A 22,922-nucleotide genomic window follows, 5' to 3' on the forward strand; every position below is an offset into this window, starting at 1 on the left:
CGCTGTTTCCCTGATAGACGTCCCGTGTTCGTTCATATAATTGAGTACATCTAGTTTAAACTGTGCGGGGTAGGGTGTATAGCGTTTTTCAAAAGCATCATCACCAAAAAGTTCAAATTGTTTAATCCACTGATGGAGTAAACTCGGATGAACACCAGTAGATTTAGCAATTGTTTTTCCTCCCTCATTACCATCTATATATTGTCTTACTGCCTGTATTTTTTCTTCTGAAGAAAATCTCGCCATAAAAAAACTGCACCTCCAATTGTTAGTTGTGTCTAACAATTGGGGTGCAGTTCAAAATTACTGGTTGACCTTTTTTTAATAGAATCTATTATACAGTAGCCAGGGTAGGACGTACGGGTGCGTGGGACTTGATCCCGTGAACTAAACTGTCCGCCCCCTACTTGTAGAAACATGTTTGAGGCTGGTTGGGACGTAGATCTCGTATAACAAGCGAAGCTATGACACTACATGGAGGACTAGGGGTACTGGTTAGTAAGTAGAGGAGGAAAAAACAATGAATCCAGTTGTTGGTCTGGATGTGGCAAAAGAAGAGAGCCAAGTACAGGCATTTTTAGACAAATCTAAACCGTATGGGAAGATCTTTTCAATGAAGCAAACCAAGGAGGAATTGGATCAATTTTTAGACTTTCTAAAAGAAATTGAAGAGGTGACAGGGCAGATGCCTATGGTCATTTTAGAATCTACAGGGCATTACCATTCTCCCGTTATTCAATACTTGGAGGAACAAGGGATTCTATATATCTTACTAAATCCGATTATTTCTTATCAGGCAAAGAAGTCCAGTTTACGGAAGGTAAAAACGGACGCAATCGATGCGTACCAGTTGTGTGTGCTGTATTACAAGGAGGATTTTGAACCTCATAAAATTAGAGGAATTCAGCTTTTAGACCTTCGTAATTTGTCAAGACAACAGGAAATCGTAACGAATATGTATGTGGAGGCTAAACTTCAGTTTCACACCATTTTAGATCAGGTGTTTCCTGAATACCGGAAGGTTTTTGGGGATCTATATTCGAAGGTTTCTTTATTGATGTTAAAGGAATATCCTACTTCAGAGGCGGTATTAACGGCCGGAGAAAGTAGACTAGCAGAGAGTGTTATAGAGTTCTGTTCAAGCCGATCGGGTGAATGGGCAAGGGAAAAAGCAAAAAAAATAATGGGCTCCGCATCTCGAAATCCATTCCAAAAAAACGTGTATCAAAGTCACGTAATCAATCTTCGTATGTATATTGAGTTGCTTTTTCATTACCAGGGACACCTCTCTGATTTGGAAGATCGTATAGTGGCCCTGGCAAATGAACTGGAAGAATACAAGATTATCCAATCGATTCCCGGTATAGGAGAAAAAATCGCAGCCACGATTATCTCTGAAATTGGTGAAATCGATCGATTTAATCATCCGAAAAAACTGGTTGCCTTCGCTGGAGTAGATCCAAGTGTTCACTCATCTGGTAAGTTTACGGCAACCATTAATCGTATTACTAAAAGAGGTTCAAGTCATTCTCTGTATCTTGCCGTACTATGCGGCATAAGAAGTTCAAGGAACAAAATGCTTAAAGCATTCTATGATAAGAAAAAATCAGAAGGAAAACCTGCCAAAGTGTCAATCGTTTCCTGTATGAATAAGTTGCTTCATTGGATTTACGCTCTATTAACGAGAAAAGAAATGTTCCTAGATTTAACCTAATTAACTTTTTTGTGAAACAGAGAAAAATCCTTCCAAAAGGGTTTTGGAGGGTTATTTGGCATGGACAAAAATAGTATATCATAAGGGAAATGAAAATTTTAGAGAAAGATATTGACATCCTATTAGCTGGTTTAGTTCATTAAGGAACACAAAAATAATCAATCTTTTTTATAAAAGAATGATCCAATTAAATATTATAAGGGCATGTTTTGATTAATCTTTTTTCAAAACATGCCCTTTCTATTTATTCATTTATCAAGGTTGTTTGTATTAATTTGATCAAACTTTGTGGTGATCCCATGATCCATTCTTTTTTTTATTTTTACTCTGTATAAATTAATCGCTCCCAAAGCTACAGATATTCCGGCCAAATATAGGGCTTGTTGATAACTGTTCAATAGATTAACGACTAAACCGAATAAAGAGGGTGCTATGACAATGAATAATTGATTTAATGTCAATGCTGAACTCACCGTTAAACCTATAAAACGTGAATCCGATTGCTCTGTGATACAAGCAATAAAAATGGAATACCAACCAATGGCTACAAAACCCAAAAGAAAACAAAATAATAGCATCAAGATTTCCATTTCAACAGTCATGATGAGTGGCAGCATCACTGTAAGAATTACGGTAACAGCCATCACAATAAGCAATAATCTTTCCCTTATACCTTCAAAGAATTGATCACTCGCCCATGCGATGACTACCCGTCCAACCATACCACCTATTAAAACGACGCTTAAATATGTTCCTGCCTCTGTTAATGAATAGCTCCCTTCGTTATGCAAATAACTCATAAAATGCGCAATGATAATCATCTGTAATGACATCATCACAACACCCACTATATACATCGGATATAACTCCTTATTATTTTTGATGACATTCATTTTCTCCTTGAACCCGACCGAGGTTGATCTCGTTCCACTCGTTCTTTCTGGTTCGTTATATAATAATAAGAAGATTAGCCCTCCCATTATTGCTACGATTCCTTGTACTACATGTACTGATGACAAATTGAAATGATAATATGTATAGGATAAAACTGCAGAGGCTAGAGATCCTCCAATCGGTATTCCCGTCTGTCTTATCCCTAGAGCCAGACCTCTATGTTCGTTTGGAAACCATTTTACGATGGCCGTGCTTCCACCGGTTTGAGCACTTCCGTACCATATACCGACCAACAATAATAAAAGCAGCAATACAATATAATCATTAACAAAAACTAGCGTTAAAGCTGAGAGGCCCAATAAAATGTTCCCCCACCCGGTAATGTGTTTTTCCCCTTTTTTATCCATCAAGTAACCGAACGCCAGCATTGAAAACATCGGACCAATATTGACCGCTGAAACAATGAAGCCTGTTTGAAGTGGTGTTAAATTCCATTCAATTTGATAAAATGAAGCGATGGGTCCCATGCCATATGTCACAAAGGTTGCTGCAGTTTGGGATAACGTGGCCACCAATACGATTAACCATTTATAATATGTATGCATTAAGAAATTCTCCCCCTATGCTTGATGTATCGTTCAATAATAATTAGGTGGGATAAATTCTTATTTTTAGCTTCTAGCATTATCTAGTCTCCCTTACTTATTAAGCTAACTAGAGTTTACTCTGACTGCCCAGAAGCGTAAAATGGAGGAAAATGATAGGGTTCATAAATTTTTTTTATAGGGTGTGCCAACTATATGAACATCAAAGAAATAGCATTGAAAATTGAAATATTAAACCGTCAAAATTTAAGTAAGTCTGCAGAAATCACGAACTATACTCAATCCGCCCTTACGGCTAAAGTGAAAAAAATAGAGTCGGAAATTGGAAAACTTGTTTTTAAACGCACGCCCCAAGGATTGAAAATCACTAGCGTAGGAATACAGTATAAAAACTATCTTCAACTTATTTCACAAGAGTACGAAGAATTTTTACAAAACATTGGTGCCTTTCAAACTAACTCTAAAGTGGATTTTGGCACATCACATACAACCTTGAAAATCTATGGTGCCCATATCGCGAATACTTTGAATATGAACGACATTCAAATGGATGTGGATTTCGCCGTAGATTCCAGTAATGCCATAAACCAAAAAGTGCACAATTCCGAATTAGATTGTGCACTCATTAGTGAACCTATTAAGAAATATCCCGACTTAACTTATGACATCGTTGCAACTGAAACATTCGAGGTCATTTCAAGTAAGGACCATATCATCAATTTTGATTGGGAAACACCTATTACATTGCTCGTATTGAGTATAGGTTGTATGTATACAAGAGCTGTGACCGAATGGCTTATGAATAATCAAATACCACATAAATTAAAGGAAATAAAATCAATCAGCAGTATCCAAGATTTTTTGCAAATCAGCAATACCATTGCAGTATTGAATACTAAGCTTATAGATTTATATAACTATACAAACATTCACTATTACAAATTAAGCTTTAACAATGTCATTAATACCGTTTTCGTTTATAAGATGAACGACGGCGAACAGAACCATATCGTACAATTTAAAAATGTTCTAAAGACGATTGGTTAATTATAAAAAAGGGGTTTTATCTTTAGAGTTGCTTTGGCAGCTCTTTTCTTATGGAACTATCGGGGCAGGATAGTTGAAGTAAAGGAAACTTTTTCCTTTACTATTCGTATAAAAAATAACAAGAAACAAAGTTGTCCTTGGGAGGTGTAAAGGTGGATTACGGATTATTGGTTATTGGTATAGCTCTTTTACTTGTGTCTTACTTAGTAGCTGTGAAAAAACAAACCTGGTTGTTAGCTGGATTTAATGAAAAAATGATTAAAAATAAGTCTTTGTTAGGTACAGTAACAGGTGGAGTTTTTTTTCTTCCTTTTGGATTGTTAGCAGTTATCAATAGTTTCATTGACTATCCTTATGAAGGAACGGTTCTTATAATTGCTATGTTGGTTTTATTAACAATTACGTACGTATTTATCAATAGAAGATTACTCGATTAATGCAACTAACGGGTGCTTTAGCTGAAGATCGGAGCTGTCTTTAAGGCAGCTTTTTCTTTATGCAACTAACGGGGCAGCATTCCTGTAATAACTGAAAATGAGGTTTGAACGAAAAAAGACCTCTTGATAAGATGAATGTGTCCTGAGCTGGCCAGCTAAAAAGGACAATACATCTATTTGGAGGTCTCACAATGAATTATAACCAAAATCATAAAATCTCTCAAATTACTTCTGAAACCTTAATTGTCGGAGTAGATATAGCCAAGCACAATCATGTCGCGAGAGCACAAGATTTTAGAGGATTGGAACTAGGTAAAACGTGTTTCTTTGAAAATACGAAAGCAGGATTTCATTCGTTTCTAGATTGGATTACCCAACTTGTTAAAGGGTGTAAGTTAAATCAAGTGATTGTAGGCATGGAGCCAACCGGTCACTACTGGTTAAATCTAGCTCATCTTCTAAAAGAGAATAATATTAAGTTCGTATCAGTCAATCCACACATGTTAAACGAAGTAAAGAATTAGACGATAATTCACCTACAAAGAATGACGTGAAAGATGCAAAAGTCATCGCACAGTTAGTCAAAGACGGAAGATACGCCGAACCAACAATTCCACGAGGAATTTATGCAGAACTCCGAGTGGCCAAAAAACTTCGCGATCTTCTCAACGTTGACTTACAGGTCGTTCAGGGACAAGTTCATAACTGGCTTGATCGTTACTTTCCCGAATTTTTGACGGTGTTCAAAAGTTGGGAAGGCAAGGCAGCTATTCATTTTCTAAAGCTAGAAGCCTTGCCACATGAACTTGTAAAGTATACGGATGAAGAGCTCTTGCTTTCCTTAAGACAAGTGGTAAAACGCAGTATAGGTTTAAAGAAGATACGAGCACTCAAAGAAGCAGCCAATCGTTCGATTGGTATTCGTCAAGGGGCAGCTATGGCGAAATTAGAGTTGAGAGCTTTACTAGAGAAGTATGATTTTATTCAAATGAAATTCGAAGAATTAGATCATCAATTAGATCAGTTATTAGACCATATCCCAGGTGTCACACAGATGTTAGAGGTGTCAGGAATCGGTCGAGATACAGTAGCAGGGTTTTTCGCAGAGGTCGGCGACCTCAGAGACTATCAACATCCTCGCCAAATCGTAAAATTAGCAGGTTTAAGTTTAAAAGAAAACACATCCGGAAAGCACAAAGGTCAGACCAAGATTACCAAACGGGGACGAAAGAAATTGATGGCTCTCTTATTCCGGGCAGCCATGATACTGGTGGCAAAGAACAAGGCTTTTAAAGCTCTTCATATATATTACACAACACGTTCTCACAATCCCTTAAGGAAAATGCAATCTCTGATAGCCTTATGTAACAAGCTTATTCGAATTCTGATTTCAATCGGTAAAAAACAATTTACGTTTCAAGAAGACAAGATGTTAAAGGATATCCCTCATATGGCAACATTTGTAGTACATCAAACAGTCGCATAGTTCATTGAATTTTAAGGTTACACCGTCATTTAATTAACACTCATTTAAAAGTGAAGCACGGATTAGTCGGCAAAGCAACTAACGTGAGGACTTAGATCCTGTGGGGCAGCATGACCGACATCCACCTCATGGAAAGGTTGAACGAAGGAATGTAGGAGCAACGACTCTGTGAGACATGGGAGGGTTGGCCTCCATAAGACATGTGGATATCCTAAAGTGCGATCATAGCATTACTTAAACCAAATTTTTCCTATAATTGGCTAGTTTAGCATACACTTTTTTCGATAAATCCCTATACTTGAAGAGTAATGCTGATCTTACAAAGATAGTGGGTAATGATATGGCTATGAAATCCTAAGAATTCTAGAGCAATCGTGAGATTGTGTTTAATTTATTGAGGGAGTTTAGTTGAATAAGAACTTTTGGATAATTATAGTAAATATATGCAAGAATAATTATCCAAAATTAGGGAGGGTTTCTTATGATATATGATAATCTAAATAAAACAATTACCACTAAAAGGCTAGTACTAAGACTGTTTCAAAAATCTACGCCCTTTTATTAAGCTAAGCATTCATTTTTAGGTAATGCCCTCGAACTATCGTTTTGTGGAGTCCTACCTCGGAACGAGGCTACACTCTCCTCCAAAAGAAATAACATTCAATATAGAACTAACGTTCTAATAATATCGTATATTAACTTAAATTACTATGTATAACTAATCTTTATGTATACATAAAAAAAGGACAGTAGGAATATCATTCCTTACTATCCTTACTCCTGTATCTAATATATCTTTAAATTTTCTCCGCTGTCTTTTTTCTTGTGAATTTCATTAAAAAAACTTCTTTTTACCTTTTTCTTCTTTTAAAATCTCCACAGCTTCCCTGAACCTCATCGAATGAATAATTTCCCTCTCACGCAAAAACCTGAGTGAATCATTGATATCAGGATCATCCGAGATGTCGATCAACCACTGATAGGTTGCTCTGGCCTTCTCTTCAGCTGCGATGTCTTCATATAAATCTGCAATGGGATCGCCTTTTGCTTGGATATATGTGGCCGTAAATGGATTTCCTGCTGCGTCATGATAAAAAAGGGCACTATCATGATTGGCATAATGGTCACCTAGGCCAGCTTCAACCATCTGCTGAGGTGTGGCATCTTTTGTTAGCTTATAAATCATCGTGGCGATCATTTCCAGATGGGCAAATTCCTCAGTTCCGATATCCGTCAGCAGGCCAATCACTTTATCAGGTATTGTATATCGTTGATTTAAGTATCGGAGTGCTGCAGCCAACTCGCCATCAGCACCTCCGTATTGTTCTATTAAATATTTTGCCAATCGAGGATTACAGTCTCTTACTTTAACTGGATATTGCAGCTTCTTTTCATAAACCCACATAGATATCTCTCCTTATACCTGCCATGGCCAAGGGCCTTGGCCCCATTCCCATTTATTTTCACCGCCTGGACTGTTTCCAAAACCCAATAATGGACCATATTTAGGCTCAAAAACCGATTTCAATTGTTTGGAGTATTCATGAAATTGATTGAATTGCTGTAATGCTTGCTGATCGTTAGGATGTGTATCCAAATAAAGAGTCAACTCGACAAGTACGAAATCGGCAGCCTGTATTTGTTCAAGCAACTGATAATATTCATCATCCAGTTTCTTATTCATTTATGTCTCCCTTTCCCGATATGGATTATCATAAAAATCATAAAAGAATTTCCAAAGTGTACCGTATTTCAAAGCTTCCTCCGGTGTGAACTGCTCCAAATTCGGCGGTTGAAAATTAATATACAAATTAGGAGGTGTTCTGTAGTACTTTCTCCCAATAGGCGGGCACGGATCGAATTTACTATGGAAAGGTTTATATGACTTAACTAAGGTAAAAGTCTTTTCGCGAGTCAAAAAAATACCTCCTTTGTAAAGATATAGCCTTTAATTTTTATGCCTGGGTAATGCATAATATGACTCCTTTGGTCTGGAAAGGAAATTATCTGGAAAATGATGTTTTTTCAGAATATTATAAAATCTTGTTATGGTCCCGTTATCTTACTGTGATGTTTGTCATCTATTCTTTATCTGTTTGTTCTTTGTATAGAAAAAAACTATGTTAAGATTTAACTCGTAGCTTATAAAGCAGCTCACAAGGAGGTAACAACATATGAAAAAATCAATCTTATCGTTAGCGGCAGCCGCTGCAATATCCGGTGCATTTACAATTCCGGTACAAGCAGAGGATGTCAAAGTGAAAGATGGAGACACATTATGGGGGATATCTCAAACATATAAAGTATCAATAGAAGATATTAAGTCTTGGAACGATTTGTCTTCAGACACGATTTATGCCGGAGAAACCATACATATTTCTCAAGAAGAGCATTATAAAGTAAAGTCAGGGGACACATTATCGGGAATTGCACACAAATATGATGTAGCGGTAAATGATATTAAATCTTGGAACGGTTTAAATTCAGATACAATCCATCCTGGTCAAGAACTGGTCATTAAACCGGCAGCTAACAAAGTCGAAGCTGCAAGTGTAGAGCCTGCACAGAAATCAGAGCAAGCTGCACAAGCAGAGCAATCCGAACCAGCAGGACAATCCAAGCCAGCAGAACAAACAAAGCCGGTTGAACAATCGGAACCAGCAGACACAAACAATGAATCCCAAGATCAAGCAGAATCTGGAAAAGAGATTACTGTTAGTGCAACAGCCTATACGGCTGATTGTCAAGGCTGCAGCGGAACAACAGCCACAGGAGTGGACTTGAAAGCTAATCCTGATGCAAAGGTGATTGCCGTGGACCCTTCAGTCATTCCACTAGGATCAAAGGTTTATGTTGAAGGTTATGGCTACGCAACGGCAGCCGATACAGGCAGTGCCATCAAAGGGAATAGAGTGGACATATTTGTTCCAAACGAACAGGATGCCGTGAATTGGGGCGTTAAAAACGTTAAAGTGCAAATCCTGAATTAATTTAACCATGCAAAACATGTTTATATATTGAAAAAGCAGACACAGACATGATGTGTCTGCTTTTTTTGTCCTTTAGGTTGTCGTGAAAAGCAGGTACAATGGAAGAAATAGATCCTTATAAATCCTTAGAAGGTAAATAGGAGGAATAGTAAATTGATGGAAAAAGCACGTGGATATTTACAAGAATACTTTGGTTATGAGTCATTCCGAAAAGGTCAGGAACAGATTATCGAACAGGTGTTGGGAGGAATAAACACGGCGGGAATCATGCCTACCGGCGGAGGTAAATCAATATGTTACCAAATTCCAGCCCTTCTGTTACCAGGTGTAACACTCGTTATATCCCCACTAATTTCCTTGATGAAGGACCAAGTAGATGCCCTCGAACAAACTGGGATTGATGCCACATTTCTTAATAGCTCCATTTCTGGGTTGGAATCATCCAATAGAATGAACGATATTAAACACGGAAGATATAAGTTGGTTTATTTGGCGCCAGAACGATTGGAAAACCCTGCATTTCAACAGGATCTATTTAATGTGGATATTTCATTGGTAGCCATCGATGAGGCCCACTGTATATCTCAATGGGGTCATGACTTCAGACCAAGCTATTTAAAAATCAAAACCTTATTGAAAAACATTCCATCAGCCCCGACAGTACTGGCATTAACCGCAACAGCCACACCGCATGTGACGGACGATATATGTCAGTCGCTCGGAATATCAGAGCAGCATACAATATCAACGGGATTTTCCAGAGATAACCTGTTCTTTTCCGTAGTGAAAGAAGAAAATCGCGGCCGGTTTTTAATGCGTTATTTAGAGAAAAACAAAAATGAATCGGGTATCATCTATGCAGCCACTAGGAAAGAAGTCGATTCCTTGTATGCGAAGCTTATAAAAGCGGGATTCAAAACAGGTCGATACCATGCTGGCATGAATGAACAAGACCGTTCGGAACAGCAAGATCAATTCATTCGTGATGACATACCCTTGATGGTAGCGACATCTGCCTTTGGTATGGGAATCGATAAATCGAATGTTAGATACGTCATCCATTACCAAACTCCAAAGAACATGGAGAGTTATTACCAGGAAGCGGGACGTGCAGGGAGGGATGGTTTGGATAGTGAATGTATCCTTTTATATTCCCCTCAGGATATGCAGATACAGCGTTTCTTGATTGATCAATCAAATCCCTCGCAGGAGTGGCAAGCCCAGGAATTGAAGAAATTGAACAGAATGAAGGATTATTGTTTTACCGAAGGGTGCTTGCAAGCCTTCATTCTGCAATACTTTGGAGAAGAAAACCCTGAAGATTGCGGTCATTGCGAAAATTGTACAGATAAACGTGACTCTGTTGATGTAACTACACAGGCACAGATGGTCCTTTCATGCATGTTGAGAATGGGTGAGCGATTCGGTAAAACGATGATTTCCCAAGTGCTTACGGGATCACGCAATAAGAAAATTGAAGAGTTCGGATTCCAGAAGCTCTCAACCTATGGAATCATCAATGATCAATCAGCGAAGGATGTAGGTGATTTCATTGATTTCCTGACAGCAAAACAGTATATCGAAATGACGGGCGGCCAGTTTCCGGTACTTAAAGTTACCAATGCTGGCAGGGAAGTGCTATTGGGACAGAAAAAAGTACTGCGTAAGGAAATAAAAAAAGTAAGCAGCATCAGTGCGGATCATGGGTTGTTTGAAGAGTTGAGACAGTTAAGAAAAGAATTGGCAAGTAAGGAAAATGTACCTCCATTCATTATTTTTTCCGATGCATCCTTGAAAGATATGGCCGTCAAACTGCCGAGGACGGAAGAGGAATTCCTGGAAGTTAAAGGGGTGGGGATGCAGAAATTCGAACGCTTCGGAGCCGTGTTTTTACAAGGGATTTCCCAGTATGTACAGGCACATCCTGAATTAGAAACGAATACTATGGTTACAAAGGGAACGGTAAAGCGAGCTACTAAACCATCTCACTTAGAAAGCTATCGCTTATATCAGGAAGGCAAATCAATAAAGGAAATAGGGACATTGAGAGGACTGTCTGCCATTTCAATTGAAAATCATTTATTAAAGTGTGCAGAAGAACACTTGGATATCAAATGGCATGAGATTTTCTTGGAGAAAGAATTTGATCTTGTTTTGGAAACTGCGAAACAATTGGATTCTGAAAAATTGAAACCACTAAAAGAAGCCCTGCCTGAGCATATTTCCTACTTTATGATTAAAGCGATCTTGGTTAAAGCAGGACTGGAAAACGAAAGGTGTTAAGGTTTTTTGGATAATTTCTTCATTGAATAAATAAGAATATGGTTTAATGCGTATACTAGGAATGATAAAAAGGTGGAATTTCGCGCCTTTAATCAGAGTCTTTATATAAAAAAGAGGAGGTTGCTCATGTATTTTGGTAAAAAGAATTCAGAGGAACCAGAAATCGTTATGGAAGATACGATAGTATATGCGTGCGGATCAGCAGATTGTAATGGTTGGATGAGAAAAGATTTTGCCTCGGAAAACTATGATTGCCCAATGTGTGGAAGTCAATTAGTTGAGGAAGTCAGGGAACTTCCTAAAATTGAAAATGAGTATAATGCGTTTAAATAAAAGAGGTGAATCTTAGCCTCTTTATTTTTTATTTTAAAATGAAGTAGGGCGGAGTGGTTTTATTCTGGATTAATGCTTTACATATAAAAATATGTGTGGTATCATTAAATTTCAGTGTTATGAAAAGAAAGCACTGGAGGGTAATTTAAAGTAACATTTTTATTAATAAAATAATTTTTCATCATTTTCATGATGAAGTAGAATCAAGTTAAACATATCTAGAAAAAAGAAATACATGTAATCACCAAGTATTTTCCTCGATCCATTTCTGTTCTTCATTAACTTACTTCTATGTACCATTTGTCTTTTGGAATTTAATCTACCCAATTGGAATTACGGACGGTTTTAATTAATAAACATGTACTTACAAGCTTTTATCTGATTCTCGCAGGCACGGTCTAGGAACCGTATGGATGGGAGAGAGGCAGGGCTTTCATTGTTTTAGGTTTTGGCATTAAAAATTACTCTCATGCTCGATGTTCCATCGAACGAGCAGGAAGAACCATATGGAATGGATTCTTAAACAGCGCAGTCTCGATTATCTTGAAGGGTAAGTCAGGGACTGTGTTTCATTTTGGGGACTACTTTCTTTTTTAGAATCTTTCCTCAAATATATAAAGCATATATATGATATAATGGTTACTGAGATATGAAAAATTCATGTCGTAATCTCAAGTTCTTACCATTCAAAAAGTTTGGTTGAAAGAACAATGATCATACTTAGATTTGCGAATGGGTATTTACTCACTATTTAGATTAAACGCCATCTATTCTTCTTTTATCTTTATGGCTTGTGATCTGTTATGCAGCACGGAGTCAATTCAATTCTAAGGAGTGAGATACATGTATAGAAGAAATAATACGGAAGAAATCATTCCTGAAGAAACAAAGGTGTGGGAATGTACATCAGAAGATTGCAAAGGTTGGATTCGCGATAACTTTACAAGTAATGATGAACATGTTTGTCCGTTATGTAGCAGCGAGATGAAACCCGGCACCAGAATGCTTCAAGCAATCAACAATCCAAGAAACTATTAAGGTCATAAAAAAAGCTGAAGGGGATTCTCCCTTCAGCTTTTTTTATCTTTTTACCAATTGGATCAAGCAAAAAGCAGGTGAATGATTAGTGGATATCTTTTTTCTTGAATCGACCGCCTCGAACTTCCGCGATATCCCCAACGGCAAGAAATGCAGATGGATCGAAACTTTTGACTATCTCTTTAAGTTTAGCTTCCTCAAGCCTGTTTATTACACAGAAGATGACTTTTTTATCATCACCAGAATAAGCACCTTCACCAGCTAAAAAGGTTACGCCCCGTCCAAGGCGATTCATGATGGCATCACCGATATCATTAAATTCATCACTGATAATCCAAACAAACTTGGATTCGTCCAAACCTGCTATGACGATATCCATCGTTTTATATGCCACGAAGTAAGCTATGATCGAATACATGGCACGATCCCACGAGAATACGAAGCCCGCGCTGCCAAGGATGAATAAATTAAAAAACATGACGATCTCCCCAACGGAAAAAGGGATCTTCTTGCTAGCGAGTATGGCAAGTATTTCTGTCCCATCCAATGAGCCGCCATATCGAATGACCATTCCAACACCAATGCCAAGAATCATTCCGCCGAAAGCGGACGCTAGGAGGATATCTTGAGTGAAAGCTGGTACATGATGAAGCAATGTAGTGGTAATGGAAAGGACTAAAATTCCATAAAGGGTAGATAATGCGAAGGTTTTGCCGATTTGTTTATAACCGATAAAAAAGAAAGGAAGATTCAAAATGAATAGAAAGATTCCGAGCTTCCATCCAGTAATGTAAGATAACATAATCGATATACCCGTTATGCCCCCGTCGATTACGTTATTCGGCACTAAAAAAATCTCGAGGCCGACAGCCATCAAAACCGCACCGATTGTAATTAGTAGACCTCTCTGTAAAATTTGTCTCAGTGTTAATTTTTTATGCTGGGTCTTCTTTTGCATAATTTCTGTTGTACTTGCACCTGCCAGGTCTGACATAATCATGCCCCCCACTCCTTCTCTCTATATAGGTTCTATTTAATTATAAACCTATAGGTATAATTAAATAAAGAAATTAAGATTCTTGATTAATATATTCAGGAATAATTATTTTTGTTATTGATAATGTCCTGCAATGAAGAAGCAGGGTTGATAATGCTTGTCAATACCATGTATTCCTATTCTACTCCTTACAAAACAATAGTATTTCTAATTTTTATGATTTTATGAAGGAATCCAGCATTTTCTTGAGATATGGGGTGCACCGAAAGAATCAGTGTGTAAATATATAGTGTAAGGAAATAAAAAACCTTTGAGGTACTATGGATTTCCATTACAATATAGGAGAATAGAACGTTTGAGGTGGTCAAGTAAAAAAATGGAACAATCAATTGTGGCATCAAATCCTATCCTCTTTATGATTGCAGTACTTTTGATAATAATGGCGTGTTATACGGCCTTGGATTTACTGACAACATTACTGACGATAGAGAAATATAAACGCCTGGTGTATATTGGGAGCAGCTGCTCTATGGGAGTGGCTATTTGGACGCTTAATTTTGTGGTCATATTCACCCTTGATAATTCAGGAATGGCAGCATACAACATTGCTACAATAATTTTTTCGTTAGCATTGGCGATAGCTCTCGCAGGAGTTGGGTTATTGGCCATATCGTATAAAACACAAGTGTTGCAAATCGTTTTTTGCGGCTTCATGTTTACGATGGCCATTTTATCCAATTATATAATGGGAACATCTTCTTTAAACCATTCTTTGCACTTTAGCCCATTGTCGGTCTTCAGTACGCTTTTCAGTATCTTTAGTTTATTTGTAGCAGCACTTGCAATATTATTTTATTTTAATAAATTAAGTCAATCCTCGCTAAAGCCAATCAGTACTCTCATGATGAGCGGGGCAATCATTGAAGGCTATTATCTTTTTTTAAGAGTGTTACCGATGAACGCGAAAAATGAAACGGGTGAATTTGTTCCACTCACCCCATTTATGCTTTATCTTACATGCTTCGTTTCATTATTCATCCTTGCCAGCTTGATCGCTTCAAGTACGATCGTAGGCCGGCGGTTGGCAAAAAGCGACAATACTGTGAGCGATATCCGTTATGCTTTAGATCAATCGGCGATCGTCGCCATCACGGATGCAAAAGGAATCATTACATATGTTAACGAAAAATTCCTGGAAATATCACAATATGAAAAACATGAACTAATAGGGAAAAATCATTCCATCATCAATTCTGGTTATCATACAAAAGAATTTTTCGCTGACCTATGGCTAACGATCAGCCAAGGGAAAACATGGCATGGTGAAATATGCAACCGGGCTAAAGATGGTAATGTTTATTGGGTGGATACAACTATCGTTCCATTTATGAAAAAAGGTAAGCCATATCAATATATTTCCATCCGTTCAGATATTTCCAGTCGTAAAAAAGCAGAAAATGCACTAAAGGGGTCAATCAAGGAACTGGAGGATATGCAATATGCAATCAACCAATCCTTGATTGTGGCGATTACCGATGATAAAGGAGTCATTATCGAGGTGAATGATAAGTTCTCCGAGGTTTCTGGTTATGGGAGAGGTGAATTGATAGGCCATACACATAAGATAGTTAATTCTGGGTACCACTCAAAGGAATTCTTTGAACATATGTGGAAGACCGTCCATGAACGGAAAGTTTGGAAGGGTGAAATTAGAAACAAGGCGAAAGACGGCAGTTTTTATTGGGTCGATACAACGATTGTTCCATTTTTCAGCGAAGTAGGAAAGCCATTTCAGTTTCTGGCACTTAGATATGATATAACTGAGCGTAAACAATCGGAAGAGATGCTCCATCGGCAGGATAAATTAGCCGCTGTCGGTCAGCTTGCTGCTGGAGTGGCACATGAAATACGGAATCCGCTGACCTCCATGAAAGGGTATACGGAATTTTTGCAATTAGATGAAACGGACGAAAATAAACAAGAATATCTGGAAATAATCATGGACGAAATCAATCGTGTGAATGAGATAGTTGAAGAGTTCTTGCAATTGGCCAAACCACAGGCCTTGATATTGGAATCGAAGAATCTTGTGCCGATCATTCAAAACGTCGTATCTTTGACGGATTTTGAAGCCAGGAAGAAGAACATCACGCTGATTTCGGATTTCAATGAAGAAGAGATCCTCGTTCGTTGTGATGAGAATCGATTAAAACAAGTCATTTTGAACTTCATTAAAAATGGTATGGAAGCTATGCCTGACGGTGGGTTCATAAAAGTCATGACTGAACTTAGAGAGGATAAAGTGCATATATCCATTACCGACACAGGAATTGGGATGCCTCCAGAGCAGCTTAAGAGACTGGGAGAACCATTTTTCACAACGAAAAAAACTGGTAATGGGTTAGGTCTCATGATCAGCTTTAAAATCATAGAAAGCCATTTCGGAAATGTCTTTGTCGAGAGCGAGGTCAATAAAGGCACAGTCTTTAATATCGTGCTCCCTATTTAATATCCATACTAGGAAGCAATGAATTAAATCAACAACTTTATAGAAGCTGTCTGCGTGGGGGAACTGGATTTGGATAAACAAAAGCATGTCAATATTATTAGCTTGAAGGTATTTTACCTATTTTCTTTTTTTGCAGTAGGAAGTTTAACACCGCTATTAAGCGTTTACTTGGCCAATGAGGCTGGTTTGTCCGGTATTGAAATAGGTACGATCATGTCTGTTGGACCGATAGTGATGATCGTTTTTCAACCTTTTTGGGGAATTGTCTGTGATTGGAGCGGGAGACCAGCAAAAATACTGGCAATGACATCGTTGCTTGCTGGTGTATTCGGTTTAGGCTACCTACTGTTCGAGCACTATTTACTTATAGTATCCGTCGCAATCGCTTTGGCTATCTTTCAAAGTGCGATAATACCGGTTTCAGATAGCATCACCCTTCAATATACAACAAAAATCAAATCAAATTATGGGAAAATCCGTTTATTCGGATCACTTGGTTACGGTGTGGCCGTTTTTGTAATGGGAAGGTTATCTGAATCCTTCATGGGTCCTTCAGTGATATTTTATGCCTTTTTCTTCGGTCTTTTGATTGCGGCTAGTCTGGCTCTTCGTTTGCCTGAAGAGCCACCTGGTGAAAAGGTGAAGCTTTTCGGTGGAATGAAAGAATTGATGACCATGAAACGATTTCTTATCTTTCTTGCCATAACGTTCCTGCTATTTGGTCCTAATCTTGCAAATAATGTATACTATGGTTTGTTTGTAGAGGCAAGGGGAGGGACATATACAGGAATTGGCATTGCGTTCCTTTTAGCTGTATTATCGGAAATCCCCTTTATGAGAATCGCAGGTACCTGGATCCATAAAATAGGCCTGCTGCCAATTACCTTATTGGCTGGAACGGCCTCATTGGTCCGCTGGGTTTTGTACTTCACCGAACCCAGTTTGGCTACCGTATATGTGACTTCGATCATTCAAGGGTTTTCACTTGGCTTATTCATTCCTGCAGCTTTACAATATATCAGGGAAGTTGTCCCTGCACGAATAACAGTAACAGCAATAACGCTTTATTCCGCCATTGGCAATGGATTGGGTAACTGGTTCAGTACCTTCAGCGGCGGGATAATCTTGGAGAAATCAGGAATATATGCTGTCTATTTATTTTATGGTTTACTCACGCTGATCGGGATGCTGCTTACAATATGGCTCATGAGGTTAGATATAAAATTAAAAGTATTGGGAAAACCCATAGGTACAATAGAAAAATGATGGAAAATATAGCGAGAGACCTCTTAACCTTTCATGGTGAAGAGGTCTTTTTTACTTGTCTCTATACAAGTTTTAGAGAAGGCCTGCTAAATGATCAAGCAGAAAAGACGATGGGATTCATTTAATCCCTCAGACTGTAGATAAACTCGATTAAAAGATTTTTAAGGGTTTGTACAATTTAAACGTTGATTGGAACGTAGGGCACTTGCTCCAATCAACTTTGTTATAAAAAATTAGATAGAACCCCTTTTGTAATCCCTTTCCGCCTTTTTTTATTGGTAATTTTAAAAAGGAAATGCTTTTATTAATTGGAATTTTTAACCAGAACAATCAGTTTTTTGTTTTTGGAAATAATATGATTTAATGGAAGGTAGAGAATGAATGGAAGGGTGAGTGTTTTGAGCAAACCAAAAGTGTTGGCTGCTACCATCGTATCAGCTCTTATCGGCATGTTTTTTTTATTTTGCCTTGGATGGGCGATTACTGACCATTACGGAAAAGGAACTTCCGATAGAGAAGTAATTGAAGAAACCCCCATTAAAAATGATCTTCCTGATGATTTTACGGTAGTGGCATTAGGCGATTCATTGACACGTGGCACAGGTGATGAAACAGGAAAAGGCTACGTTGGACTTGTTGTTGAAGATTTGAAGAGTGAGTACAATAGAAAACCAATCATTCATAACCTCGGAATTAATGGACAAGTGTCTAAAGAATTGGTGCAGCAAGTGAAACAACCGGAAGTGAAGCGCCAAATCCAGGCAGCTGATGTTATTTTAGTTACAATCGGGGGTAACGATTTATTTCAAAAAGGCCAGACCCTGCTTGAATATGATCGTGAAGCTATATCTGTATCACAAAAGAATTTCTTGGGAAATTTACATGAAATTTTTAAAGATATCAATAAAGTCAATGATACAGCTACCATTTTATTGCTTGGGCTGTATAATCCGTTTATAGATTTGGATGAAGACTTTGATACGAACCGCATTGTTCGTGACTGGAATAATGAAACGGCAGAAGTCGTGGCTCTTTATCAAAATGCAATTTTCGTTCCAACATTTGATTTATTTCAATTGTCGGTAAATGAGTATTTGTATTCGGATAAATTTCACCCTAATAAGAAGGGGTACCGTTTAATTGCTGATAGAGTTGCTCCTTTAATAAAATGGGAGGATGTGGAACGATGAAACAGGTGACATTGTCTGTCAGGGACTTGAGAAAAAGGATTGGCACAAGGGAAATTATTAAAGGAATAGATTTTGAGCTGAATGAAGGTGAGGTTTTCGGCTTTTTAGGACCGAATGGAGCAGGCAAGACGACGACGATCCGCATGTTGGTCGGTTTGATTAAGCCATCCTCAGGTTCCATCCATATATGCGGGTATGATGTTCGTCAGGAATTTACGAAGGCTATGAAGCAAATGGGCTGCATCGTTGAAAATCCAGAGTTGTATCCTTTTTTGAGCGGGTGGAATAATTTGCTCCACTTTGCAAGAATGTTACCTGAAGTTGATGAAACAAGAATGATCGAGGTTGTTGAACTCGTCGGTCTGCAAGCGAGAATTCACGATAAAGTGAAGACTTATTCGTTAGGTATGAGGCAACGCTTAGGAATCGCGCAGGCAATGCTGAACAGCCCTAAGCTGTTGATTTTGGATGAACCGACCAACGGTCTAGATCCTGCCGGAATCCGTGAAATGCGGCAATTCATCAGAAAGTTGGCTGAAGAAGAAGGTATGAGCGTTCTGGTTTCTTCACACTTATTAGGTGAAATACAGCAACTTTGTGACCGGGTCGCAATTATTAAAGGGGGGGAAATTATCAAAACGGATACGGTGGAAAGCTTATTATCCACGCAGGAGCGGATATTTTGGCGGGTGGAACCTATACAAAAGGGAGCAGAAATTCTTAGCGGCTTCACCGAAATTACCATAGATCAAAAATATATCATTACAGCCTATGATGAACTCAAAACACCCGAATGGAATGCTGCACTTAACCAAGCAGGGGTGAGGGTGCATGAAATGAATCGTAAGCTCCCGGGATTGGAAGAATTGTTTTTGCAAGTTACCGGTGTCGGAGGTGCAGGCATTGAATAACTTGATCCAAAATGAAATGATGAAGTTGTTGGCAAAGAAACGGTTAATCATAATCGGTATCATCGTGGGGATTTTAGTGCTGATGTTTACATATGCCCAATACAAACAAGTGGAAGAGCAGCGGGAGAAGTTGGGAACCGATGATTGGCGTGCAGCTCTTCAGCAGCAAATCATTGATACTCAAAATCGATTGGGCTCGAATAGGATGCTCGATGAGTGGCGTGAACAGCTGCAAGTAAGTCTGAAGCAGCAGCAATATTATCTAGATCATGATATCAACCCCTCAGAACCAGGCGCAGCCACCTTTACACGCATGTTTTTGGAAAATGCAATCGATCTGTTCATTCCGCTGTTGATCATGATTGTGGCTAGTGATATAGTTTCCTCCGAAAGCAGTCAAGGGACAATCAAGCTTTTGTTGACCAGGCCAGTGGAGCGCTGGAAAATCTTATTGAGCAAATATGTAACATTAATATTATCGGTTTCGATTATCGTGGCGATGACAGCCTTATTATCTTACCTATTATCAGGTATCGTTTTCGGATATCAAGGATGGGGGGCCCCTGTAATAACCGGATTCGAATTGAATGGGGCTGACGTGGATGTCAGTCAAGTAAGGTTAGTGGAACAATGGAAATTCCTATTGATGGATTTGGGACTTGTCTGGCTGGTGGCGGTTGTTGTAGGTACCCTTTCTTTCATGCTTTCGGTTTTAGTGAGAAGCACCCCAGCAGGCATGGGCATCATGCTGGCTGCATTGATTTCCGGGGCTATATTGAACAATATGGTTTCATCATGGGAATCAGCGAAATATTTCTTTATGGTGAATTTGAAATTGACCGCTTACATTAGCGGGACGGCTCCACCGATTGAAGGGATGACTTTATTATCCTCCGTCATCACTCTGCTTGTTTGGTGGGCGCTTGCTTTAATCGTATCTTTTACAGTATTTACCCGGCGGGATGTATACTGAGAAACAGCCTAATGAATTATAGGTTGTTTCAGTTTGTTGACATAGATGGTTCGGGAGTGTCACACCCTGAACCATAATTTTAAAAGAAGACTCGGTTTAACTGGCTAGCCGAGACCCCGATAGATGCTTGGCAGACAGTCGGCGGAAAGGGAGCGGGTTTAAAGCGGGGACCGCAAAATAACAGCTCCGGAGTCCGAATAATGAAGTGAAGGCCGAAAAAAGGTGCCGTGACTGACGAAAAAAGTCCGGCTGGAATCAACTGCAACTTTTTTTAAATAAAAAAACTGTAGGCAAACTTGCTCTTCTTCGAGTTTGTCGATCTAATGGTGTTCGGAATGGTCTCATTTCGAATCCTTTTCACGATTTAATCAAAGGAAGATTACCATGAATTTAAAACAAGACCTGGTTATCCTCAAGTATTTTTACTGTTTATATGAACTGAAAACTCATTGGATTGAAGAAATTTGCGACATTCCTGCCGAATAACTGGCTAGTCGAGACCCGCAATATGCATGCGGAGAGGAGGTTTGGCAGACAGTCGGCGGAAAGGGATTTTAAAGCTAAGTTGATTGGAACGGAAGGTGCGAGACTCCTGCGGGAAAAGCGCGTCCAAGGGAGACCCCACAGGCGTAAAGACGCCGAGGAGGCTTCCGGACCGCCCGCGGAAAGCGAGTGCCTGGAGTGGAAATCAACGCCTACAAAAGGTGGGGCGGAAAGGGAGTGGATTTGAAATCATCTGCAACTTTTTTAAAGAACTGTAGGCAAACTCGCTTTCGAATCTTTCTTACTGTCTGAAACAGCCTATATAAATTATAGGTTGTTTTTTATTTTCTCGTACAGGGTATCCTTTAAAAAACAGTATGTTCAAATTAGGAGGATTATAAATGGATGATAATCATTTGAATAAAAAATTCATGCCAATGACTTCAGTTTCTAGTGGAGATGTACAGATCATTAATGAGGATATATATTGTCTGTCTGTCCAAATCGTTAATGTAATTTTTATAGGGTCACCCAAAGATGATAAATGGGTATTGATAGATGCAGGGATGCCGCGTTCAGCAGAGGTAATAAAGAAAACTGCTGAAGAAATATACGGACCGCAAAATCCACCTGCCGCGATTATTTTGACACATGGACATTTCGATCATGTTGGTGCGCTGATTGAGTTAATGGAGTATTGGGATGCTCCTGTCTATGCCCACATTAAAGAAATGCCTTATTTAACGGGACAGGAAAATTACCCCGAACCCGATCCTACTGTTGAAGGGGGAATGGTCGCTAAAATTTCATGGGTATTTCCGAATGAGGGAATAAACCTTGATGAAAAAGTTCAGCCATTGCCTGATGATCATAGTGTTCCCGGGCTTCACGATTGGAAATGGGTTCACACCCCTGGCCATTCGAAAGGACATATATCACTCTTCCGTGAAAGTGACCGAAGTTTGATTGCTGGAGATGCTTTTGTGAATGTCAGGCAAGATTCCCTATACAAGGTTATCACTCAGGAGAAAGAAATAGCAGGCCCACCGCGGTATTTGACAACCGATTGGGTGGCTGCCAAAGAATCGGTAAGGTTATTGGAAAGTCTGAAGCCGACTGTTGCCATAACGGGACATGGTTATCCTGTTGAAGGGAAAGAACTTGAAATGGGTTTAGCGAAGCTTGCAAAGGAATTCGATTCATTAGCTAAACCGGATCACGGGAAATATGTGGAATGAAGCATGAACGATTTTCATGAATAATTTCTCTTCAGAAGTCAAAAATAAACAAGCAACTTATGAAAAATGGAGGGATTTCCGTGACTAATTTAAGAGATATCATGACAACAGACGTGGACTGTTGCACTGCGGAAGATAACATATATGAAGCAGCAGTCAAAATGAAGAATGATGATGTTGGTGTCATTCCTGTATTGGAGAATAACCATTTAATTGGTGTTATTACAGACAGGGATATCGTCATTCGCTGTGTTGCCGAGAAAAAGCCGAATTCGACTAGAATTACCGATGTCATTTCCACCAATCTTGTAACAGGTACGCCTGATATGTCAGTGGAGGCAGCTGAGGAGTTAATGGCTACCGAACAAATCAGAAGGCTCCCTATCCTTGAGAATGACAAGTTGGTCGGAGTCGTGGCATTAGGTGATCTTGCTGTACACCAACAGACAAATTCAATGGCGGGAAATGCTTTAAGTTCAATTTCCGAAGACAGAGACCAAATTCAACACTAAAAACAAAAACTCTGTT

At 38.8% G+C, this 22,922-nt stretch carries 20 protein-coding genes and 1 pseudogene; 15 read left to right on the forward strand and 6 right to left on the reverse strand.

Annotated features, from left to right (window positions below; genetic code table 11):
* On the reverse strand, positions 1 to 246 hold a 246-nt coding region (locus V3595_RS25625), incomplete at its 3' end, for a transposase (protein ID WP_485910501.1).
* 274 nt (positions 247 to 520) lie between these two features.
* Between V3595_RS25625 and V3595_RS25630 the strand changes: the two genes are divergently transcribed.
* Positions 521 to 1,714, forward strand: coding sequence for an IS110 family RNA-guided transposase (locus tag V3595_RS25630; protein WP_485910503.1), 1,194 nt, complete (start codon positions 521 to 523; stop codon positions 1,712 to 1,714).
* Between the two features lie 248 nt (positions 1,715 to 1,962).
* Here V3595_RS25630 and V3595_RS25635 read toward each other — a convergent pair whose 3' ends face one another.
* Complete coding sequence (locus tag V3595_RS25635) at positions 1,963 to 3,213, reverse strand: MFS transporter (RefSeq protein ID WP_485910505.1); 1,251 nt, start codon at positions 3,211 to 3,213, stop codon at positions 1,963 to 1,965.
* A 195-nt stretch (positions 3,214 to 3,408) separates the two neighbouring features.
* Here V3595_RS25635 and V3595_RS25640 point away from each other — a divergent pair, with 195 nt between their 5' ends.
* The 3 genes and pseudogenes from V3595_RS25640 to V3595_RS25650 all read left to right on the forward strand — a co-directional run bounded on the left by V3595_RS25640 (position 3,409) and on the right by V3595_RS25650 (position 6,183).
* Entirely contained in the window at positions 3,409 to 4,260 is an 852-nt protein-coding gene (locus V3595_RS25640) for a LysR family transcriptional regulator (RefSeq protein ID WP_485910507.1), read from the forward strand.
* Positions 4,261 to 4,412: 152 nt separating this feature from the next.
* Positions 4,413 to 4,697, forward strand: coding sequence for a DUF3784 domain-containing protein (locus V3595_RS25645; RefSeq protein ID WP_251542872.1), 285 nt, complete (start codon positions 4,413 to 4,415; stop codon positions 4,695 to 4,697).
* Positions 4,698 to 4,888: 191 nt separating this feature from the next.
* A pseudogene (locus V3595_RS25650) lies at positions 4,889 to 6,183 on the forward strand (IS110 family RNA-guided transposase).
* Between the two features lie 835 nt (positions 6,184 to 7,018).
* Here V3595_RS25650 and cotJC read toward each other — a convergent pair.
* The 3 genes from cotJC to V3595_RS25665 are packed head-to-tail and all read right to left on the reverse strand — an operon-like array spanning position 7,019 to position 8,101.
* The gene (cotJC, locus tag V3595_RS25655) at positions 7,019 to 7,588 is read right to left on the reverse strand and encodes a spore coat protein CotJC (protein WP_063593768.1); all 570 of its coding nucleotides are present in this window, start codon (positions 7,586 to 7,588) and stop codon (positions 7,019 to 7,021) included.
* Between the two features lie 12 nt (positions 7,589 to 7,600).
* Complete coding sequence (locus tag V3595_RS25660) at positions 7,601 to 7,867, reverse strand: spore coat protein CotJB (RefSeq protein WP_063234474.1); 267 nt, start codon at positions 7,865 to 7,867, stop codon at positions 7,601 to 7,603.
* Positions 7,868 to 8,101: a spore coat associated protein CotJA gene (locus tag V3595_RS25665; protein WP_063234475.1), complete on the reverse strand. Its 234-nt coding sequence runs from the start codon at positions 8,099 to 8,101 to the stop codon at positions 7,868 to 7,870. It lies immediately after the preceding gene.
* A gap of 256 nt (positions 8,102 to 8,357) precedes the next feature.
* Here V3595_RS25665 and V3595_RS25670 point away from each other — a divergent pair, with 256 nt between their 5' ends.
* The 4 genes from V3595_RS25670 to V3595_RS25685 all read left to right on the forward strand — a co-directional run bounded on the left by V3595_RS25670 (position 8,358) and on the right by V3595_RS25685 (position 12,827).
* Positions 8,358 to 9,173, forward strand: a complete 816-nt coding sequence (locus V3595_RS25670; protein WP_485910510.1) for a LysM peptidoglycan-binding domain-containing protein — start codon at positions 8,358 to 8,360, stop codon at positions 9,171 to 9,173.
* Positions 9,174 to 9,329: 156 nt separating this feature from the next.
* A complete protein-coding gene (gene recQ / locus V3595_RS25675; RefSeq protein ID WP_485910512.1) occupies positions 9,330 to 11,456 on the forward strand; it encodes a DNA helicase RecQ in 2,127 nt (708 codons plus the stop codon).
* Between the two features lie 126 nt (positions 11,457 to 11,582).
* Positions 11,583 to 11,789, forward strand: a complete 207-nt coding sequence (locus tag V3595_RS25680; RefSeq protein WP_061463486.1) for a cold-inducible protein YdjO-related protein — start codon at positions 11,583 to 11,585, stop codon at positions 11,787 to 11,789.
* An 843-nt stretch (positions 11,790 to 12,632) separates the two neighbouring features.
* The gene (locus V3595_RS25685; RefSeq protein WP_034307294.1) at positions 12,633 to 12,827 is read left to right on the forward strand and encodes a cold-shock protein; all 195 of its coding nucleotides are present in this window, start codon (positions 12,633 to 12,635) and stop codon (positions 12,825 to 12,827) included.
* 85 nt (positions 12,828 to 12,912) lie between these two features.
* Here V3595_RS25685 and V3595_RS25690 read toward each other — a convergent pair whose 3' ends face one another.
* Entirely contained in the window at positions 12,913 to 13,827 is a 915-nt protein-coding gene (locus V3595_RS25690; RefSeq protein ID WP_485910514.1) for a YitT family protein, read from the reverse strand.
* Between the two features lie 373 nt (positions 13,828 to 14,200).
* Between V3595_RS25690 and V3595_RS25695 the strand changes: the two genes are divergently transcribed.
* From V3595_RS25695 to V3595_RS25725, 7 genes are all read left to right on the forward strand, one after another.
* Positions 14,201 to 16,333: a PAS domain S-box protein gene (locus tag V3595_RS25695; protein WP_485910516.1), complete on the forward strand. Its 2,133-nt coding sequence runs from the start codon at positions 14,201 to 14,203 to the stop codon at positions 16,331 to 16,333.
* A gap of 69 nt (positions 16,334 to 16,402) precedes the next feature.
* Positions 16,403 to 17,599, forward strand: a complete 1,197-nt coding sequence (locus V3595_RS25700) for an MFS transporter (RefSeq protein ID WP_485910518.1) — start codon at positions 16,403 to 16,405, stop codon at positions 17,597 to 17,599.
* Positions 17,600 to 17,997: 398 nt separating this feature from the next.
* On the forward strand, positions 17,998 to 18,789 hold the full coding sequence (locus V3595_RS25705; RefSeq protein WP_485910520.1) for an SGNH/GDSL hydrolase family protein: 792 nt from the start codon (positions 17,998 to 18,000) through the stop codon (positions 18,787 to 18,789).
* The gene (locus V3595_RS25710) at positions 18,786 to 19,700 is read left to right on the forward strand and encodes an ABC transporter ATP-binding protein (protein ID WP_485910522.1); all 915 of its coding nucleotides are present in this window, start codon (positions 18,786 to 18,788) and stop codon (positions 19,698 to 19,700) included. The genes V3595_RS25705 and V3595_RS25710 overlap by 4 nt, the downstream gene beginning before the upstream one ends.
* Positions 19,693 to 20,673, forward strand: a complete 981-nt coding sequence (locus V3595_RS25715) for an ABC transporter permease (RefSeq protein WP_485910524.1) — start codon at positions 19,693 to 19,695, stop codon at positions 20,671 to 20,673. Before V3595_RS25710 ends, V3595_RS25715 begins: the two co-directional genes overlap by 8 nt.
* 884 nt (positions 20,674 to 21,557) lie before the next feature.
* Positions 21,558 to 22,394 carry an MBL fold metallo-hydrolase gene (locus V3595_RS25720; protein ID WP_402905115.1) on the forward strand — a complete coding sequence of 279 codons (837 nt, stop codon included), beginning with the start codon at positions 21,558 to 21,560 and terminating at the stop codon, positions 22,392 to 22,394.
* 80 nt (positions 22,395 to 22,474) lie between these two features.
* Positions 22,475 to 22,906: a CBS domain-containing protein gene (locus V3595_RS25725; protein WP_485910527.1), complete on the forward strand. Its 432-nt coding sequence runs from the start codon at positions 22,475 to 22,477 to the stop codon at positions 22,904 to 22,906.
* The last annotated feature ends 16 nt before the right edge of the window (positions 22,907 to 22,922 follow it).

It is taken from the genome of Bacillus sp. CFBP9009 (assembly GCF_036541465.1).
Lineage (GTDB): Bacteria > Bacillota > Bacilli > Bacillales > DSM-1321 > Peribacillus.

Coding starts and splice junctions, on each gene's coding strand:
- V3595_RS25690 (WP_485910514.1), bottom strand. CDS start 13,827: ATGATTATGTCAGACCTGGCAGGTGCAAGTACAACAGAAATTATGCAA.
- V3595_RS25660 (WP_063234474.1), bottom strand. CDS start 7,867: ATGAATAAGAAACTGGATGATGAATATTATCAGTTGCTTGAACAAATA.
- V3595_RS25695 (WP_485910516.1), top strand. CDS start 14,201: ATGGAACAATCAATTGTGGCATCAAATCCTATCCTCTTTATGATTGCA.
- recQ (WP_485910512.1), top strand. CDS start 9,330: ATGGAAAAAGCACGTGGATATTTACAAGAATACTTTGGTTATGAGTCA.
- V3595_RS25630 (WP_485910503.1), top strand. CDS start 521: ATGAATCCAGTTGTTGGTCTGGATGTGGCAAAAGAAGAGAGCCAAGTA.
- V3595_RS25680 (WP_061463486.1), top strand. CDS start 11,583: ATGTATTTTGGTAAAAAGAATTCAGAGGAACCAGAAATCGTTATGGAA.
- V3595_RS25710 (WP_485910522.1), top strand. CDS start 18,786: ATGAAACAGGTGACATTGTCTGTCAGGGACTTGAGAAAAAGGATTGGC.
- cotJC (WP_063593768.1), bottom strand. CDS start 7,588: ATGTGGGTTTATGAAAAGAAGCTGCAATATCCAGTTAAAGTAAGAGAC.
- V3595_RS25685 (WP_034307294.1), top strand. CDS start 12,633: ATGTATAGAAGAAATAATACGGAAGAAATCATTCCTGAAGAAACAAAG.
- V3595_RS25670 (WP_485910510.1), top strand. CDS start 8,358: ATGAAAAAATCAATCTTATCGTTAGCGGCAGCCGCTGCAATATCCGGT.
- V3595_RS25640 (WP_485910507.1), top strand. CDS start 3,409: ATGAACATCAAAGAAATAGCATTGAAAATTGAAATATTAAACCGTCAA.
- V3595_RS25635 (WP_485910505.1), bottom strand. CDS start 3,213: ATGCATACATATTATAAATGGTTAATCGTATTGGTGGCCACGTTATCC.
- V3595_RS25720 (WP_402905115.1), top strand. CDS start 21,558: ATGGATGATAATCATTTGAATAAAAAATTCATGCCAATGACTTCAGTT.